Raw genomic sequence first — 18,825 nt, 5'->3', positions numbered from 1 at the left:
CGCTAATTTTGCGTATTTAAGAAGTGACATCGCAATCGAGATTAACTGTTCCTAGTGGGGGCAGCAGTCTTCGAGATCATTTTTGGCTGGCGCGATTGTGAATAAATGGCGTCATGAGATTTCATTTCTAAAGTTTATCAAATAGGCGCTCGTATTTGATAAACTTTAGAAATGAAAAATTACCGTCTCTGACAGCTTGTCAATCTTCAAACTTTGGCAATGTCAACCAAAACCTCGCTCCTTTTCCCAATTCGCTATCAACGCCAATCTCTCCGCCGTGAGCCTCAACAATTTGCCTGCAAATGTAAAGTCCCAATCCCAATCCTTGCCTTAAACTAACTCCAACTCCCCTCGTGTAAGGCTCGAATAATCTTGCACATTGCTGAGGAGAAATTCCGGCCCCATTGTCTGCAACCGTACAGCGAACCATCTCACTTTCCTTTTTAGCTTCTACAGTCAAAATAAACCCAGACTGATTGTATTTAACAGCATTGTCGATCAGATTGCCAAACACCCGCCAGAGCTGCTGGGCATCAGCATTGACTAAAGGCAAATCGGCTGCAAAAAGCTGCTTAACCTTGACTCGATGCTGGTTGAGAATTGGTAATCTTTCAATAAGAATATTTTGGACTAAAGCGGGCAGCGACAGCGGCTTCATGGCTAAAGAAGCACTTTTTACATCAAACTGTTGTGTTGCTGTTAGTGACTCAATCAACTGGAGTTGGCGCGAACAACTTTGCACCATAACCTCCACAGTCCGCCTATCAATAGCAATGTTACTGGCAGCATCATTGAGGCGACTTCGCAGCAGCAGCGACATTCCCGATAGAGGCGATCGCAAATCGTGCGAAACAGCGTGCAACAGCATTCTTAAATTGGCTTCTGCTTGCTGTCTTTCTTGAATTTCCTGGCTGAGCTGAACATTTTGTGTAGCCAATTGCACGTTAGCGCAGCGAAGTTGTTGCTGCAAGCGCTGCATTTTAAGTTGGGCAGATACCCGCGCTAACACTTCAACAGGCTCAAAAGGTTTTATAATGTAGTCAGCACCGCCCGCCTCAAACCCTTTTACTTTGTCAAATACATCATCTAAAGCGCTGATGAAAATTATAGGGATATCACAAGTAGCTTCAGATGCTTTAAGTTGACGGCAGACTTCATAACCATCCATACCGGGCATTTTTATGTCTAGCAAAATCAAGTCGGGCGCTTGCAACTCTACTGCTTTTAAAGCTCGCTGTCCACTAATCAACTTCCTGACTTTGTAACCGTTTTCAATTAGCACTTGAGACAGCAGTTGAATGTTGGCTGGAATATCGTCAACAATCAAAATGTCAGCCAAAAATTGTTTAGTTTGCTCCATTATCGATCGCCACCAAATGACAGATTTTTAAGTTTTGTCCGAATATTGCCAACCGCTATTTTCTCAGCCGCGCTGTTCGCACCAGCAGCATTAACAGGCGACTTAACATCAGCCACAGTCACGGGTTCTTCTGGATCGTTCGGATGTGGCAGCAATTGGTAAGCGAATCGAATTCGCTGATCCAGCTCTTCATCTATATTGAGCAGTTTACCCGTCTGCTGCTCTACTGACAAAGCTTTCGCCCGCCTTTCAAGCTGCGGTCTGATGCTGCTGTCCCACAGTTGTTCAGACTCTTTAGCTCGCTTTATGTCGCCTGGCCGCACCGGAATCTTGAGAGGGTAGGGAAATAAAGCTTCCGTCCCCGTTGCGTAGGCCGGTGAAGTGATGACGCACTTGCCTTGAGGAAACCTCAGAATTTCGTCAGGACTAATCAGCGGTTTCTTTTGCAACTGTTCGCTCCAGTTGACAGAACGGCTCGTTTGTTGCCCCGTCGAGCTGCCGGTCGATCGATTTTTTACCAGCACTTCCACTTCCCCGTACCGCTTAGAATATTTCTCGGCTGTCTCAAAATCGCCGGGGTTGAAGAGGACGTGAGTTGACAGAGCACTGGCGATCGCAGCCCCTTTTTTATCCCCATAGAGATTATAGAGTTGATTTAGTGATTGAATGCCAACAATCGGCACGCCGCCAGCAGAACGATATTCGTTAGCCCACTGATCCATTCTGTCGAACTTGAGAGACGGAAACTCGTCTAAGCAGTACAAAAATGGGTCAGAACGTACCCGACTCAAATTAGACACCACACATAAGTGAATAGCAGCAGCTAACAGCGGTCCCACTACAGTGCGCCTTTGGTCATCTAATTTGAAAATAATGCACTTTTTGCCTTCTAAAGCAATCGGAATGGTGCTGCGACCAATAAATGCCCGCAGCAAATCTTTTTGAATGAAACTGGAGTAGGTTGCCTCTGCGGTTGCCTTAATGCCCGCCACTGTTTTTTCAGCATCTTTTGAACTTAATAACTGCGAAAAACTAGAGGCAATCCACCTGTCCATTTTGAGGGGATGACCGTCGGGTCGGTGAACGGCGTGGTCGATGCGCTTGACCAAATCAGGCAGTTGAATAATTGCGTACACAAAAGCTAAATCCGGGTAAGGACTGCTTTTTGCCAACTGCACTAAACCCTTCGCCATCAACTCGCCTGCTTTCTCAAAAAACTCATTGCCTTTACTCTCCCCCGGACTAGCATTTCGAGCAATTACTTGTCCAATTTCTGCTGCCATTACTGCATCTTGTGCATCTCTCATAAAATCCAGAGGATTGATAGTGCCGCTGTAAGCTTCCCCTGGCGCAAACACTTGCACATCGTAGCCATAGCGCACTGCAAGGGGTGCAAGCACTTTCATCTGGTCTCCTTTTTTGTCGTAAATAATGGCAGGAAAACCTTGCTGGAATGCACTTTCAACCATCCGGTCAATGACGCTGAATGTTTTGCCAGAACCCGGAGCACCAATGACTAAAGTTCCGCGTTCTGCGTGGGGAAACCAAACCGTCGGATTTGCACCTAATAGCGTTTGCAATCGAGCACTCAATCCCTGACAACCTTTAAACCAATAAGTCGGCGTACCGCTCCACAAAGTAACGGGCTGCCGTTTTTTTTCTTTCATTTGCTTGAGGGCAGAGCCTGTGGCTGCCAATTTTTCTGCCGTCCCGCACAGCCGCCCGGAGGTAATTTTACCCTTCCCATTTCCAACTAATTTGGAAGCAATAAGTAAGCCTGCCATTAGCCCTAACATTGCCAGTCCCTCTGGCTTCATAAACTGACCCAACAACCCCCCCAAATCTATGCTAGTTAACGAACGTTTAGGAGGTTGAACTGCCATTGGTACTAAGGTAGCTTTGTGAATTTTAGGCAGAAATTGCAAATTGTTCATTTTTTTTAGCTTTTAAAAAAACTAAAGGATTCAGATAGCGGCTATCGCCTCAAGGGGGAGACCCTTACAAAAATAGGTAAACAATGGTAAGAAGCAATAACGCGAAATCTCCAAGTAAGACAATACAGAATTCTAGTGGAAACTCCAACACGCAAAAGAACAAGAGTGCTGATTATTACGAGATAGATCCGGAGCTATTCAACAGTGAATACAACCAAACTCGCAAGCCCTCTTTGCCCTACGGAATCGTGATTAACGATAACCCAGCAGGTATTTTGCTCCCGAACGACCAGCTTGCCAAAGCCGAGTGGCACGCAATGCCTAATCAAGAGGAATTGACAACGGTCGAACTAAGCGAACAAGTGACGGGCTTACTGCTCCAAAAAGCGAGAATGTTGGTATTAGCTTTTGTGCCTGAGTACATCCGCTACAAAGATATTGAAGAAAATGGAGAATTAGCAGGTACTTTTATTGGGCTTTACGACGAATATCGCGATGCCCTCGATAAAAAGACGCAGGAAGTGTGTTCCGAACACGCTCTCATCTTTCTAAATCCCAAAAACCAACCCCTGCATCAGGTACCGATTGTCGTCCGCTTCAAGAACGTAGCCCTGTGGAGCTTCAAGAGCGCTAGAGAAGAATTTTACCGCAATTTGGAACGAGCATTTGCTGATTGCTTTGGGAGAGATTACAGCGGTAAAAATGACAAGTGGCGCTCTTTGGGAGTGTTGAATGTCGAGTTTAGAGCTCTTAAAGAAGGGGAAGGCAAAAATAAATCCTTTTGCTGTAAAACTCACAGCATTACTCAGCCAACTGATGCTAATTTTCACAAGCTATTTCTCGGTCAAAAACCACAAAAAAAATTGATTTGGGGACTGCACAATAGCATTGCTGGCTTCATTGAGGCTAGCGATGCCCAGTTGCCAGCTATAGCTGCTGGTGTCGAACCTGAAGTCCAGGCGTTGCCAGAAAGCGTAACTAACCGCAAAAATCGAGGTAAATTGTCACCCCCTCGCAAAATTGCACAAGTTGAAGGAGGAACAGACTCAGAATTAGAGGAGTTAGATGAATTTTCCGAGGCGGCTGAGGTTGAAGTTGAGGTTGATTCAGAAGAAGATTTTGACTTCGATGAACCCGCAGACTACTAAACACTAACCATCTTTGAAAAGCTGGCTGTCAGCAAGTTGATAGGTAAGGCCGTCGTAGCAAAATTGAAGCTGGCGGCGGCCTTCTTTGGAAAGCTGATTCACTCCTAGACAAGGCAAACCCTCGTGCGAAGAACTGTCAGCCTTAAACAAAGGAGTTTTCGGCGGTTTATGGGGGTCGAGATAAGCTGCAAATACTTCTGTTGGCATTTGACTTGAATCATTAGGAATTAAGTAGCCAACATAAAGGCAGCCTTTTGTGCCGCACAGAGTGGAATTATTGAAATCATAAAGGTTCAGCCGTCCTACCGAGCCATTAACTTGCCACACTCGCATTCTCTTAATTGCTTCCGCCGCTGCACTTTGCCTAGCCGCTACTTTGAGTTCTGGAAGGCTGCTGTGTTCCTTTACGATTAGGGTTAAAGTTTCTTTTGGAGTGACTCGCAAAGCTTGTTGCCAAGAAGCTGGTGCGGTTGTTGCTGAACTAGAATTCGTGCAAGCAACTGTCCCCAATAATAGCGACAGCGCGGTAAAAACTGTCAAACCAATGCGAAACCAGTAACCAAGTTGATTTAACCAAACCGGGGGGTTGACAATCTTTTGGGTGCCTGCAGTTTGCTGCTTAACTCTATTTTGTTTAACCATTTGTTACTTCACTCCTACAAAATACAAGAAAAAACAGGACACTAAAGCAGAAGAAAAAGACAATAAAAGAGAGATTGTTTGGCTGAACTAAGCTGTTGTATGTCTAAATCTTACAGTCAATTTTTATGACTTCCTTCGGGGAATACAAAACGACTCTACAATTTAGATCCTGAACAGCTTAGAAGTCATATCTAATCAGTTGACATCGGAATTATTATCTCTCTCTTCTCTTTCTCTGTGTCCTCTGTGTCCTCTGTGGTTTAATCATTCCGATACTACCAATTTTGATATCAATGCCATAAAATTAATGGTTTCAGCAATTAAAAACGTCCTGGTTGTAGAGAAGGTTGTTAGACTTGTTAATAACTTGCTTTTCCACCTCCTCTTTCCCCTGGTTCAATGGGAGAGTGCAGCCGTGCCAAAACTAATTGCTAGTCCCAAACCAATTAGTATCAGAAAAATTTGCTGCTTTCGCTTGTGAAAAAGTCGAATTAAAAACCACATTCCCCCCAAAAAAGAGCTAATGAACAGCGCAACCTTAATACTCAAACTAGCATTTAAAGTAATGCCGGAGCCGACAGAGTTGGTGATGCCATTGCTGTCACCAGAATTTGCTTGGCAATTGTCGCTGGTATTGTGGTTATAAAGCTCTCGAACTTTTTCCCCGTACTGTTTGAGAGAGTAGCCGCCTAAAATGTTGGAATAGCTGGCATCAATTTTACTGCCAGAACCCCCAAAGTGTTTTTGCGCTACTCGCTCAATTAAGCGATCGCCCTTGAACACCTGCCCAGTTTTAGGGTCAATTTCCTGTTGGCTGCTGACTAAGTTCTCAGCTAGAGAATTTTGCAAGACTTTATCCTGAACAGCAGGAGGAAAATATTGGAAGAGTTCCTCTCTTGTAGGTTTTTGGCCTTTGTTGACGTTCAGGATAAAGTTAGCCCCCCCTGGAATTGAGCTGACAGCACGCTGCACGTCTTCCCGGTAACTCATCAACTGATAGCGACCGATCGCCCGCCCGCAGTTGCGAGATCCTTCGGTACAAACCATCTCGCCAATAGCTTCGTAATCGCCACTGGCTGCATTTTCCAAATTGGCGATTCCTTCGGAAAGCTTCGCTAATGCCTCCCCTAATGAAGCCACATCCACACCGTTAACGTAAGTTGCGGGGCGCGCGCACTCTCGCTTGGATTCAGGTACAGGCTGAGTTAGTAAAGGGTTTTCTTTAGTTTGATTTGAACTCAGCGGCTTTGAAGGTTTTGTTTCAGAGGCGACGCCTTTTGAGCGAGAAATACTGTTAGAAGAACCGCCATCCAATCGACCGACAAACATAGGCGAATTAACGCTGTAACTGAGAAACGGAACCGGACCAATAATGTAAGGTGATTTGCCGCAGGGCAAACTAAACCTGAAGTACAGAGCCGTGTCAACAGTATCGCTGGTTTCTGACGGTTCCATTACTACTACTTTAAACACTTCCCCAAAAGGATGCCGGCCCGTCGGTTCCCAACCGGTCAAACAGCCAGAACCGCCTCGCACTTCCTGGTATTTGCCACTAATCCACTGCTTGCCTTCTAGCGGCCCTGTGGCGCGGCGACCGACGTTTTCCATGTCGTCGAGTTCGATATAAGCGCAATCTTTCTCGCAGGCTACCGCAAATCCTTCTACATCAGAACCGGAAATTGTGTTATTGCGTTTGCTTTCGTACCGACTGTAAATCGTGTCAATTCGCATGATTGTGCTGCCAATAGACGCAATAGGAACCGGAAAATTAGAAAGTGGGACTTGACTCAGCAGCGGAATATTGCTGATGAGTTCCTCTGACCAGCCAGAGAACTGTTCTAAATTTACGCTATTAAGGTTGGGGATTTGGGCGATCTCAAACTCAGATAGATCAATTTGGTTAAGTTTTGCCTGCGCTAGTTGCGGTACTTGTTTTACAGCTTGACCAATTGGTAATTGGTTGATGTTAGGGTTCACTCCGGCTATTTGAGAAGATAAAGAAGCAATTGGAGCAACATCGCTCAATTGAAATTGGCTAAGATTCGGAACAATTTCAGCCAAGTGACCGACAGTTTGCTTACCAGCTAAGGGAAAGGCGGACAAGCTGATATTCTCTAAATTGATATCCCCTAGTGCCAATTGTTCAATTGCTTGCAAAGATAGAATTTCAGGTTTGACATCGTTAATGTCCCCCAACTTTAAGATGTTGTCAACAGAAGTGCCGGCTTGCCAGCTTCGACCGCCAGAACTTCCAGAACTAGCAACCGCGGGTAGGGAACTAAAGGTAATCTGGTTCCAATCTGGCAGCAAAACTCTAGATTGTTCTTTTTCCCAAATTTTAGTAGGTAAGGAACTGGCGCTAGCAATTAATGGAAAGCTGAAGAAAGTAATGCATATCGCAGCACAAATTAGGCAGAGTGTACTGGCAGCTATTAAGGCAGAGCCTATCTGGCTTGATTTTTTTAACTGCTTGGGACTGTTCATGGAAATCCTCTTGATGTTAACTAAAATCGCGAAAAAGAAAGCTGCTCTATTTTTTCTGAGTTGATGCGTCCAGCACTGCATTTCTCGATCTTCGCTTTTTTCTTTAATCAAGCTCCAGTTCCAACTGTGGATTCGGCCGGACTGCTGAATCTGTCCAAGGAGTATCTGCTAAGTTGGACAAATCATAAACATTTTCTTGGTAAGCGTCGTCAAAATTACCTTGACGAACTTCCCTAGGTGATGAGTAACCGACAGTCAAATCGGGTTGCGATTCGTAACCGGAGTTGTTATAGCCGAAATTAGGTTCGATCGATGAATTGTGCATGGTTTTTCTTAGTTTATGTGGTGAATAGTTTCAACTTAAATCGCATCTAGTTTTTGCAACTTCATCCCTGTGAGCGATTTCGTTCAGTAAAAATTACCCCCTCCACATGGAGGGGGTAGCTCTATGAAAGTTGTTTTGTAGTTTCTCTTTTGTACTGCATCCAGGTATTACCCATAGCTGTATGCCTGTAGCTATCAAGGGCGCGGTAGTCATCCCAAACGTTGTTTCCAAACCCCTTACTATTCAGTTGATTTCAGGTGTAGATCGCCCAGTCATACATAAATTTATCAACGTTAGAAACTGTATTAGGCTATCATCTAGTTATCGAGTTAGGTGTTGCAATTGAATCGCCCCATCCAGCTTCTTCGAGTTCGAGATATGCAGGTGGTTGATGCCCTCCTGACCTCGGTCAACCAAAAGCATTTAGAAGATGCCGCTACCCTCTGGGAACCAATCCTTAGAGGTAGTGGAGAAGAAGATGAATACTGGGATTGGGTTAGTAAAAGCTATAGAACTCAGTTTTTACCGGGAGATGAACTATATGCCATTGAGTGCGATGGCACAACTCAGGGTTTAATGACAATTGATATTTAAAAAAAACGCTGCTATATTGAGTCTCAATTAAGACGTAGATTGGTGTATATCAGGGCCCTAGCAACGGCTCCTTGGAATCGACCTGCTATCACCAATCCTCCTACTTACAAAGGAGTAGGTGGAAATCTGATAAATTTTGCGATCGCCCGCAGCGAAGAATTAGGATACCAAGGGAGAATAGGCTTGCACGCATTGCCTGGTGCGCTAGTATTTTATAGAAAATTGAGAGTGGGGCTGCTAGACTGCGGTCCAGATCCTGAAGAACCCGACAATCTTAATTACTTTGAAACATTAAGGACAGACAGATGAGTAAATCAATTCCCTCCGAGCCTCAATCCACAATAGATGATACAATCCGCCACCAGCGTTTGAGGGAGCTGGTAGAAGCTGAAGATGCAGCTAACGGAGAAGTTGGCTGCGGCCGGAATTTAGGAGATCGACCTTCAGTGTATCTGAAAACCTGTGGCATCAATATATCTGATGAGAAGTTAAGAAATTTGTTGAGGGAGTATTTGGGTCATTTATTGATGGAAATAGATTTTGACTCGATCGTCACCCAAGTGAGTTATTTTATAGAATCGCTAGTAGTGCAAGAAAGCAGTCGATCGCCGGATAGTCAACCGAAATTAACGCCCTTAGAATCAGTTGCAGAATACATTCCCACGCCAGAACTCAAACAGTGTATTGAATCGGAATTGGGAGAGTTTTGTTCGCCAAGTGCGATGGAGCAAATTGTTCTGTATACTTGCCAAGTAATTCACAATTCAATTCTACAACCCCGACATAAGTGGCTCCAACCTATTTGGGTGTTAAATTCTCTGGAAAAGGTGTATATTGCTCAGGCTTCTAGTTTAGATGCAGCAATTGCCCGAGTGAAAGCACAGTACCCTCACGAAACCGGAGAATTGCAAGTTATCAAAGTCGGAGGTGTTCTCGCGCCCGATCGAGTTATTTCCTTGGACTTGACTGACGATTTTAGATAAAAAAATTGCCCAGTTAACCGCGACAGATTATCCCGAAGCTCATCACTTCGGGCATATAAAAAACTTTTGCTTTGCACTGGCTGGAATTACTGTTGCCTAAGCCCTGAGATATTAGTTGACTCGCGTTGATGGGAGGTAACGAAGTCACTGCTATTCAAGTTCCCATAATGGCAAATGCAGCAGAAGTAATAGAACTAGCTGGTACATTAGACACTGTAGTTTAGACTAAAAAATGAGCGCAGCTAAAAGTAGCCACCTTTTAAGCTCAGGCAAGCTGTTGCTCAAAAACTCAAAAAGTAGAAGATTAAACAGCTAATCTTGAAGACTTTTTGCGTCGAGAAACCCGTTTTTTGACAGTGGGATAGCATGGTGCCTTAGTCCGTACCTTTCCTGTTTCCCAACCAGGAGATTTTCCCCTATGTTTAGGCAATTTCGTAGGAGTACCAATGTCAACTAAAACCGACAACATTGATTGGGCAACACGTCCAGGGGTTAAATTGGTGGTAGCAGATTGCCAAGGTAATACATTCTCAATCACTAAATCCCTAGCTAGCCAGAGTTGCCAAGTCATCAACGGCATTAAATCACTCCAACGCTCAGATTGTTCGGGAGTTCTCAAGTTAGGCAATGTCCAATGTAATCGTTGCTTAGCAAATCGATACCAATGATCCACTCCAAAACGTCGTAAATACTTAAACCAAACAGTTTCTAAGGGTAGAGTTCGTTCTCCCACCCAAGCCAACCATAAGGGTGGAAACGGCTGACCGTTTGACATGGGCTTCATTCTTTCGACCAGGATTAAATTGACTTTTTGTCCAGGGACACGATAAAAATGCAAGTCAAGCCATTGTCTGACTCGGACTTGTCCCAACTCTGGATGTTCGTCAATTTCGATCGCAGTATCAGCTTGCAGCCATGTGGTTGGGTCGTTGAGTCTCATTTTTTGCCCATGTTTCCGTGGTCTACCGCGACCACTATAAGCGGGTGGTGCTGACCACAAGCAGGCATTCTTTCGGACTCTCATTAAACAATCAGCTTGAATGGAAGCTTGCGCTAGCGCTAATACCCAAGTTGCATTGCCATATTCGGGCGTCTAAGACTGCTAATACTGGGTTGATGCTCTGTTCACAGACAAGTTTAAGTTGGGAAGCTGCTTGAAGTATGGGTGAAGACCCACTACTTATTCTTTCATGGAGTAGGGGTAATGCCCAACTTCCTTGAGCTTCAGGTATCCACGCAATGGTACTGTACCCCTGTCCCACAATGCAGCCCCTCTGATATTCATGGGTTCTGTCTTTTAAGGTTTTGGCGAATGGTCTCCCCCATGCAGTATGATCGATCGCCACTAATATATGTTCTGTTGCAGGTACTTGCTGTTCTAATTGCTCTTGATACAACTCCATCAGTTTTTTCCGGTCTGGCCTACAGTCTTGTAAGGCTTCATAGACGCTTGGCCATTGACGCTTGAATAATGGATTGAGTGAAAATTCCGCTAAACATGACGCATTTCTGGTGGTCATCACTGCATCCATCAGCTCGAATGTTGCATCCTTGGCTCGTATCAATAACTCGTATGCTGCTTGACGAAAGTCCTTTAATCGTTCACTGTTCATTTAAGGAGTGGATAGGTTTTCTTTTTCACCCTCATTCTCTCCTTAACGGTGGCTCTAGTTCTTCTTTTGCCACCGTTCTCATCTTTAGTTAGTCTAAACTACAGTTAGACAGAATGGTCAGTAATTCTTGATTAGCAGCGATGCGGACGAAGGTATCTCGTGCAGAGATGCCAGTACCTCGAGCGATCGGCTCAATTCAAGCTGGGTAATTCAACTTGACATTCATATTTTGTAGTTTCTCTTTTAACCATTCCTCAAACAGAAGATTTTCCAAATCTCGCTTTAAAGCACCTTCTAACGCAGCAGGTAGCAGTTGCTCCACTTTCAACAAACAATAGCGTCCCTCAATTTGAAGCGGACCAATAATTTGTCCAACTTGTGCATTCTCTGTAGCCTTGCGAATCATTTCTGGCATCTGAGAGCGAATAACTGGTCCCATTACGCCACCTACTACGGCATCATCTACTGTGGAATATTGTTTAGCTAATTGGACAAAATCTGCCCCTCGTTCCAATTGCGCTTTCAAATCTCGAGCAATTTCTGGATGCTGTACGACAATACGGGAAAGAACAACCCGATCCAAACCTTCTTTATTTTGCACAAAGTATTTTTGTACTTTTAATGCCGTGACTTTTTCTTTGAAGTTTTCTTGTTTGATGCGAAAACTCACTTGCTGCTTGAAATCAGCATAATTAATTCCATTTGTAAATAACCATTTTTGGAAACTTTCAGGGCTGGTTAATTGCTGCTGCAAGCGAAATTCTAGGATAAATTGTTCTACGATATCGGTTTCTGGTTCGGAAATCTCTAAAGCTTGGATTTCGTTTTCTAACAGATACTGCTGGGCAATTTCTAACACAACGGTTGATAGTTTACCAGCCGTGCGGAGATAGCCAAGGGATTGCTCTAAAGATAAAGTTACACCGTCGATCGTTAAAAAATTGTTGATGTCCATTGGGAATGTTTGTTAATAAGGGCATTTTAACTTGTGGGGGCGGGTGACAACTATTCCTAATTTACCCGCCCCACATTGATACTAACTCAAGTTGCTAGTTATAATACTTTGACGCCTAAAAACCCGGGTTCTTGTGATATGGGACTGTTTTTAACCAGTTTTTGGGAGCAGAAACCGGGTTTTTGAATAACTAGCAACTTGCGTTACTAGCTAACAAGCAATTTGAGCAGAGTAGGATTAGTAGCTACTTTAGCCAGCGAGTTGGCGACACCTTTGAAATCGCCATCGCCTACTGCTTTGAAAGCATTGACTAAATCCTCGACACCGGGAACCATGTACATACCTTCAAAGAAAGCATCCAAATACTTACCCTCTCTTAAGTTAACAGCAGCTTTGGCTAAATGTTCGCCTTCCGCGAATCCAGCAACTTTGAATCCTGTAGAAAGCGCCTTAAGATAATCGCCCTGCTGCAAACTCCACGCCATGTCTACCCAGTCTTTGCCTTGTGAGAACCCAGCTAGCGAGAACCCAGTGGAAATGGCACTAAGGTAATTCTTGTCTTTGACATCCCACGCCATGTTAACCCACTGCTCTACATTCTTAAAGCCAACGGCTGATAACCCTTGAGTGACAGCAGCACGGTCATTGTTAGGATTGCTGTCTTTAAGATCCCGCACCCAAGAACTACTAGCGAACTGTGTACCCGCAACAGAGAGTAATTCATCTGCAACCTTGCTAGTTTGATTGTCTTTGAGTGCGATCGCAGAGTTGACCAATGCTGTGGCTTGGTTTGAATTGATGCTTAATTTGTCCAGTCCAGCAACTTCTAGACCTGCCGTGAGAGCTTTCGTATAATCGCCATCTTTCAAACCCCAGGCAATGCCTACAAATTTGTCAGCATTGCTGAATCCAGCACCGGACAAACCTGCACCTAAAACGCTCTTCCAGTCACCATCTTTCATTGCCCAGGCAACATCCACAAAGGTGTTTGCTACCTTATCTTTTACCTCAAGCTCTTTTAGTACATCTTTCAATGCTGTCTCGTAGTCTTTACTAATAATACCCCAGCCGACATCTATTAGGATATTGACCACTTTCTCTGGAACAGCAGTGCCACCGGGTATTATTTTTAGTACCCCATTGACCCCGCTCTTAACAACTCCTTTCCAATCCTTTTGAGCAAGGGCAATTAATCCCTCGATACCGTTGACAACAGTGCCAACATAGGGAACTTTCTTTAAGACATCGACGACAGCACGAACGTCTACGCCATCTAGATTGCTCTTAATGTTCTCGCTGATATCCTTTGAGAACTGCTTGACACTATCGCTGAATCGGTCAGAGAAACCTTTCTTGCGCTGATTCTGCGCTTGCCGTTGGCGTTCTAACTCCTCTTGTTGCAATTTCTCAAGTGTGGCTACCGCTTCCTGATCCTCTTTTGTTTTTTGCTTCAATTCAGCTTCTGCTAACGCTAAAGCAGCGTTAGCATCTGCAAGATTCTTTTCTGCTGCTTTAGATTTTGCTAGTGCGTCTTGATATGCCAGCGCTGCTGCTGCTGCCAGTGATGCTGCTGCATCGTATGCAGCTTGAGCGTCTGCTAATATCTGCTGTGCCTGCGCTTCTGCTGCTGCTAGTCCAGCTTGGGCATCGTCAATAAGTTTCTGTGCCTCTGCTTGGGTCTGTACCAAGACCGCTTCAGCAGACGCAACAATGCGGTTGGCTTCCTCTACGGCTGCTTCCAAAGCTTGTTGGGCAGTTTCAATAGCCTCCTGCGAGGACTGGTCAGCATTTGCTAAAGCTGTCCGGGCATCGTCTATTAACTTCTGTGCCCTTACTTTTTCGGCTTCTAGTGTATTCTGGGCATTTGTAACCGCATTCTGGGCAACCGCTTTGGAGTTTTCTAGATTAGTTTGAGCCGTGGCAACTATCTTCTTAGCATTTTGTTCAGCCTCTTGCTTTTTCTTCTCTTCCTCCCGTCGTTTTGCTTCCGCTGCTGCTGCATCTGCTGCTGCCTTAGCTTTAGCTGCTGCTGCTGCATCTGCTGCTGCCTTAGCTTTAGCTGCATCTGCTGCTGCCTTAGCTTTAGCTGCTGCTGCTGCATCTGCTGCTGCCTTAGCTGCTGCTGCTTTTTTCCGCGCCTCCTCCAGCTTCGCTGCCGCTTGTTTCCGGGCTGCCTCTTCTTTCTTCTTGTCTTCTTCTTTTTTCAGGTTGAGTAATATTGCAGCTGTTGTTGTCTCAGGTGATGGCACAACGACAGCCACGACTACTGCTGCTTCCTCGACCCATCCAGGAACTCCCCAAGCGCGTCGCTCTGTAGAAGTTATTTCATCCGAATCTATCCAGGCCGATTGTTCGAGTTTGGATTCCAGGTCATAGTAGTGGTGCAGGTTATAGAATTCAGGCCAGTAAACTTCTGGGATATTTCCGTTCTTGAGGGTAGCCTGAACCAAATCAATATTAGGAGGTGTGTAAACTTCTGGTTTTGTTGCCTTCGCCAGATGGACTGCTGCTGAGATGTTCAGCAATCCCAAACCAGTCTCAGCGTCCCAATTAGACGCATTCAGGTCGGTAGCTGTACGTTTGAGGATATCGATAACCTGGGTGTAGTTCAGGCTTGGATTGGCTGCCCAGATTAGAGATGCAGCACCCGTGACTTTGGCAGTTGCCACTGATGTACCAGATGCACCATTGGTAGCAGTGCCTTGTGCTAGGATATCCACCCCTTTGCCGTAGTTGGCATAATCGACCTCTCCATAGCTGGAATAGGCTGCTTTCTGCCAGCCTTCAGCAGCGCCAACCACCAGGATATTGTCAAACTCCTTAGTAGCCTGAGCAAGTGCTGACATAGTAGTTCCTTGGTTCCCAGTAGAGGTAGCAACCAGAACATTATTCTGTTGAGCGTAAATCAAAGCTGCCCGTTCCAGGGAAGTCAATTCGTAGCGAGTAGTAACACTTCCATCCGGATTGATTTGGGTCAAGTCAAAGCTAAGGTTGACTACAGCATTTGGTTGCCCCGATGCCTTAGCAGCGTCCACAAACTCAATCAATGACTGCGCCCAGTCTCCAGAACCAATCGCACGACCTAGCCATAGAGGAGATTTGTCATTAATGCCATCAATTCCAATACCATTGTTACGAGTGGCAGCAATTACCTCTAACATCTGAGTACCATGTTGATCTCCCTCTCCTGGTTGCAACAAGGGGTCGCTGTCACCATCTACCCAATCCTTACCCAGACTGATTCGAGAGGCATTAATGTCAGGATTATTAGCCTGGAAGCCTGAGTCAATTAGACCAATGAGGGGTAAACCATTTTTCAGCAAAATATCTGCTGGTGAGGTTTTATACCAGCGATTTTCAGAAGCCAGAATCTTCGCCCAAACATCGATTTCAGCTTGAGAGTCGTCTACCCACTCGCTCCAAGAGTTTTTCCGGCCATCGTACTCAGTCCAGGCATCATCCGTAATTTTATGACTTTGAACATCTAAAGCTTGATAGTCTTTCCAAGCTTCTGCCATGATTGAATTTTTGGCATTTTGCAGTTGCTCGTACTGACTCCAGTAATCACCCATAACTTGGCTACGCTGGTTTTCCAGTATTTGATACTCGCTCCAAGCTTGACTCATGAATGCTTCTTTAGAATTCTTAAGAGCATCCAACTGATTCTCAGCATCACCCATCACTTGATGACGGTAGGTATCCAGGTTCTGGTACTGGCTCCAAAGGCTATTCATTACAGTTTCTTTATTGCCTTTGAGAGCATAGTATTCATTCCAGGCATTATCCATACCCTGCTCGCGGTATGCAGCTAAGTTGTAGTATTGATTCCAAGCATCGCCCATCTCCTGACGACGGTAGGCATCCATGCTCTGGTACTGATTCCATAGACTGCTCATCACCGTCTCTTTACTGCCCTTGAAAGCGTTGGATTGATTCCAGGCATCAGCCATAGCTGTAAGCCTGTAGCTATCGAGGGCGCGGTAGTCATCCCAAACATCGTTTCCAAACCCCTTGCCATTCAGTTGACTCCAGGTGTAGTACACCCAGTCATACATGAATTGACCATTGTTAGAAACTGTACTGTTTGCGTAGTCAACCCACTGATTCAAGTAATTGCCAGTATTAGATAGGTCGTTCCAGGTATAGTACGCCCAGTCATACATGAATTGACCATTGTTAGAAACGGTATTTTTTGCGTAGTCAACCCACTCATTTGTGTAGTTACCACTGCTGGAGAGATTGCTTTCTACATACTCTACCCAATCATTCATGTAGTCTCCAGAGTAGGACAGTTCCCTCCCAACGTTGTATACCTGCTCGTACATATCGTTACCAACGTTTAAGAGTCGATCGCTGGCAAGACTTATTCCAGCATCCATTGAGGTTGGGGTTTTAGAAAGCGTAGTCCAAAGGTTGCGTGCTGCGTTGTACAACTCACCATCAACATTGGAGAGTTGAATTTTTAGTGGCTGTAACTGGCTATCAATAGAGTTTTCAGTTGCCAAAATAGAGTCTTTAAAGTCGTCAACCTGTTTGCGAATCTGGCTGTCAATGCCAGTTAATACATTTTGAAGATGATTTAAACTTTGAGTCTCCTGATTGTTGAGAGTAGTTAATTCTTGCTTAACCTCATATAGCCAGTTATTAACTGAATTTTTGGCTGTAGCAACAGGCTTTTGTGCTGTAGCAACAGGTTTTTGTAAAGTTGGCTGTGTAGTAAATGCGATCGTGCCTCTCTCCTCATTCTCACCCAACACATTTCCTACTGCTGGTTGCTGTGTAGTAGAAACCAGAGGGTTTGCTTCTTTTATTAATGTAATTCCATCCATCTCCTGACTCGCCACTGTCTCTGCTACGGTGGGCTGGGTATTAGCATCAGTTGTAGGCGCGATCGCACCTCCATTATCCCCAGTAACATTGGAAACAGAATTGTCTGCTGTTACTGAATTTGGCGCTCTGGTAGAAGTTGGATTAACAGCGATCGCTCCTGAATTATTATCCGTTACTACTGCTGAATCGGAAGTTTTGGGAGTATCGGATACGATCGCTCCTCCAACCCCCGTGACGCTAGATGAAGACTCGGTTGTCACCACTGGCTGTTGTGCAGATACTGGTGTAGTTGAGCCAGAGTTAAGCGGCGCGATCGCTTTATTTTCGCTCTCAGAAGTTACCGCTGGTTTATCTGTGACAGGGGAAGTTTCCACAATGGAAACTGATGGTTGCTCGATCGCGGATTTGCTCTCACCGGAGTTGGTAGAAGTTACGTCAGTTTCAGTTTTAGCAGGATCGGATTTTGCCACTGCTGTATTGGCAACAGGGGTATCTGATTTTGACACTTCAGAGGCGATCGCTCCTAAATTATTATCTGCTGCTACGGCTGAATCGGGATTTGTTGGAAGAGTGTTAGATGCGATATCTCCTCCATCCTCCGTGACGCTAGATGAAGAGTCAGTTGTAACAACTGGCTGTGGTGGCGATACTGATGCAGTCGATCCAGAGTCAAGAGGCTGATTTTCGCTCTCAGAAGTTACCGCTGTTTTATCTGTGACAGGAGCAGCTTCCTCAACGGAAACTGATGGTTTTTCTGTTGCGGGTGCGATCGCATCGGAGTTTGTAGAAGTTACGTTAGCCTGGTTTTTAGGCGGATCGGATGTTGCGGGTGCAGTAGTGACAGCAGGGGAATCAGATTTTGGGACTTCTGGCGCGATCGCTCCTGTTTTGCTGTTATTATCTACCTGGTTATCTTTATTACCGAAAACGCTATCGTACAACTCATCTGTTACCAACTCCCCAACTTTAGGATTTTCCGGTGTTACGTAAGGTTTAGCATACTCAATTAACGCTTTCCCTAAGTTAGTTGGACGCCAATCTTTGTTTAAATCGATGACGCTATCTATACTGACTGCGCTTCCCGTCGCACCCCGAACCTGGAAAATAATGTCATTGTAGTCGCTATCTGTACCTGGCTTGTCTACCCGCAAATCTTCCATCACAAAGGTATTTCCTACACCCGTGACATCGGCAATTTGCCCTGTCATAAAGCTACTATTTGGGTTAGCCATTGGCAGGGAAAATAAAGGCCGTGCGTCATCACCTGTTGCAGACTTGTTTGCAACTTGCTGTAAATTAGCTCCGTTAGGAACTAAGATGAAAGCAAACCTATCTCCGGGCAGCATGGTAAAGGTTTTAACGCCTTTATATTCGCCTCCATCGCGATTAATCTCGTAAGGGAGATCGCCATTAAATTTGGCTCCTTCAGTAGTATCATTAATGACTACATAACCCAAACTAGAATTACTTACCGATCTGCGTGCAGCCTCGCTAATAAAGGCATCTGAGTTTTGAGCTAATTTTTCCATCCCCTCCAGATTAAAAATCCCTAACTCTCCCTCATATCCACCACCGTCAAACAGGTAATCAATCCCAACCTTGCCAGTTTCATCAACTTTGAATACCCCCATGTTAAATGTAAAGCTTTGTGATGCTAGCTGGGTGATATCCCCGTCAGTTGTGCTGGTTGTGGCTCCTTGAGTTTCGCCCGCAGTGGTTGAATTTATTGAAGTTGTAATCTTTGAATTTGCCTCGCTATCTTTGGGAGTTGTAGCCGTTGCTTCAGCAGGGGTGACACTAGAGTTTGTTGTAGAATTAGTTAAAGTTTTATTGTCTGTAGAGATGACGGAAGGAGTCGAGGAATTTGCAGTCGTTACCTCAGTATTTGTTGGGGTTTTGCTTGAATCGGTTATATTTGATGTAGGTGCGATAGCTACATTTTCATTGGAAGTAATAG

General features: G+C 44.9%; 14 protein-coding genes. 5 read left to right on the top strand and 9 right to left on the bottom strand.

The window, feature by feature from the left end; genetic code table 11:
- Positions 1 to 199: 199 nt before the first annotated feature.
- Complete coding sequence (locus QUA20_RS02415; RefSeq protein WP_333185083.1) at positions 200 to 1,360, bottom strand: hybrid sensor histidine kinase/response regulator; 1,161 nt, start codon at positions 1,358 to 1,360, stop codon at positions 200 to 202.
- Positions 1,360 to 3,294 (bottom strand): type IV secretion system DNA-binding domain-containing protein, encoded by a 1,935-nt coding sequence (locus QUA20_RS02410; RefSeq protein WP_333185081.1) that lies wholly within the window; start codon positions 3,292 to 3,294, stop codon positions 1,360 to 1,362. Before QUA20_RS02410 ends, QUA20_RS02415 begins: the two co-directional genes overlap by 1 nt.
- A gap of 83 nt (positions 3,295 to 3,377) precedes the next feature.
- On the opposite strand from QUA20_RS02410, the gene QUA20_RS02405 reads away from it, so the two are divergent.
- Positions 3,378 to 4,442: a DUF5895 domain-containing protein gene (locus QUA20_RS02405; RefSeq protein ID WP_333185079.1), complete on the top strand. Its 1,065-nt coding sequence runs from the start codon at positions 3,378 to 3,380 to the stop codon at positions 4,440 to 4,442.
- Positions 4,443 to 4,445: 3 nt separating this feature from the next.
- On the opposite strand, the gene QUA20_RS02400 is transcribed toward QUA20_RS02405, so the two are convergent.
- The 3 genes from QUA20_RS02400 to QUA20_RS02390 form a co-directional block, all read right to left on the bottom strand.
- Entirely contained in the window at positions 4,446 to 5,084 is a 639-nt protein-coding gene (locus tag QUA20_RS02400) for a hypothetical protein (protein WP_333185077.1), read from the bottom strand.
- Between the two features lie 396 nt (positions 5,085 to 5,480).
- Positions 5,481 to 7,568, bottom strand: coding sequence for a hypothetical protein (locus QUA20_RS02395; RefSeq protein ID WP_333185075.1), 2,088 nt, complete (start codon positions 7,566 to 7,568; stop codon positions 5,481 to 5,483).
- 103 nt (positions 7,569 to 7,671) lie between these two features.
- Positions 7,672 to 7,893: a hypothetical protein gene (locus QUA20_RS02390; RefSeq protein WP_333185074.1), complete on the bottom strand. Its 222-nt coding sequence runs from the start codon at positions 7,891 to 7,893 to the stop codon at positions 7,672 to 7,674.
- 342 nt (positions 7,894 to 8,235) lie between these two features.
- On the opposite strand from QUA20_RS02390, the gene QUA20_RS02385 reads away from it, so the two are divergent.
- The 3 genes from QUA20_RS02385 to QUA20_RS02375 are packed head-to-tail and all read left to right on the top strand — an operon-like array spanning position 8,236 to position 9,470.
- A complete protein-coding gene (locus tag QUA20_RS02385) occupies positions 8,236 to 8,487 on the top strand; it encodes a hypothetical protein (RefSeq protein ID WP_333185073.1) in 252 nt (83 codons plus the stop codon).
- Positions 8,488 to 8,526: 39 nt separating this feature from the next.
- Positions 8,527 to 8,796 (top strand): hypothetical protein, encoded by a 270-nt coding sequence (locus QUA20_RS02380; protein ID WP_333185071.1) that lies wholly within the window; start codon positions 8,527 to 8,529, stop codon positions 8,794 to 8,796.
- Positions 8,793 to 9,470: a hypothetical protein gene (locus QUA20_RS02375; RefSeq protein ID WP_333185069.1), complete on the top strand. Its 678-nt coding sequence runs from the start codon at positions 8,793 to 8,795 to the stop codon at positions 9,468 to 9,470. The genes QUA20_RS02380 and QUA20_RS02375 overlap by 4 nt, the downstream gene beginning before the upstream one ends.
- 304 nt (positions 9,471 to 9,774) lie before the next feature.
- On the opposite strand, the gene QUA20_RS02370 is transcribed toward QUA20_RS02375, so the two are convergent.
- From QUA20_RS02370 to QUA20_RS02355, 4 genes are all read right to left on the bottom strand, one after another.
- Positions 9,775 to 10,494: a hypothetical protein gene (locus QUA20_RS02370; RefSeq protein ID WP_333185067.1), complete on the bottom strand. Its 720-nt coding sequence runs from the start codon at positions 10,492 to 10,494 to the stop codon at positions 9,775 to 9,777.
- Between the two features lie 7 nt (positions 10,495 to 10,501).
- The gene (locus QUA20_RS02365) at positions 10,502 to 10,873 is read right to left on the bottom strand and encodes a hypothetical protein (protein ID WP_333185065.1); all 372 of its coding nucleotides are present in this window, start codon (positions 10,871 to 10,873) and stop codon (positions 10,502 to 10,504) included.
- 406 nt (positions 10,874 to 11,279) lie between these two features.
- A complete protein-coding gene (locus tag QUA20_RS02360; protein WP_333185064.1) occupies positions 11,280 to 12,038 on the bottom strand; it encodes a peptidylprolyl isomerase in 759 nt (252 codons plus the stop codon).
- A 206-nt stretch (positions 12,039 to 12,244) separates the two neighbouring features.
- Positions 12,245 to 18,499, bottom strand: coding sequence for a S8 family serine peptidase (locus tag QUA20_RS02355; protein ID WP_333185062.1), 6,255 nt, complete (start codon positions 18,497 to 18,499; stop codon positions 12,245 to 12,247).
- 82 nt (positions 18,500 to 18,581) lie between these two features.
- Here QUA20_RS02355 and QUA20_RS02350 point away from each other — a divergent pair.
- Positions 18,582 to 18,825, top strand: a 244-nt coding sequence (locus QUA20_RS02350; protein WP_333185060.1) for a hypothetical protein, incomplete at its 3' end; no start/stop codon positions are given.

The organism is Microcoleus sp. Pol7_A1 (assembly GCF_036701085.1).
Lineage (GTDB): Bacteria > Cyanobacteriota > Cyanobacteriia > Cyanobacteriales > Microcoleaceae > Microcoleus > Microcoleus asticus.
Note: the sequence above shows the minus strand (reverse complement) of the source record. Positions and strands in the feature narration are given on the sequence as shown.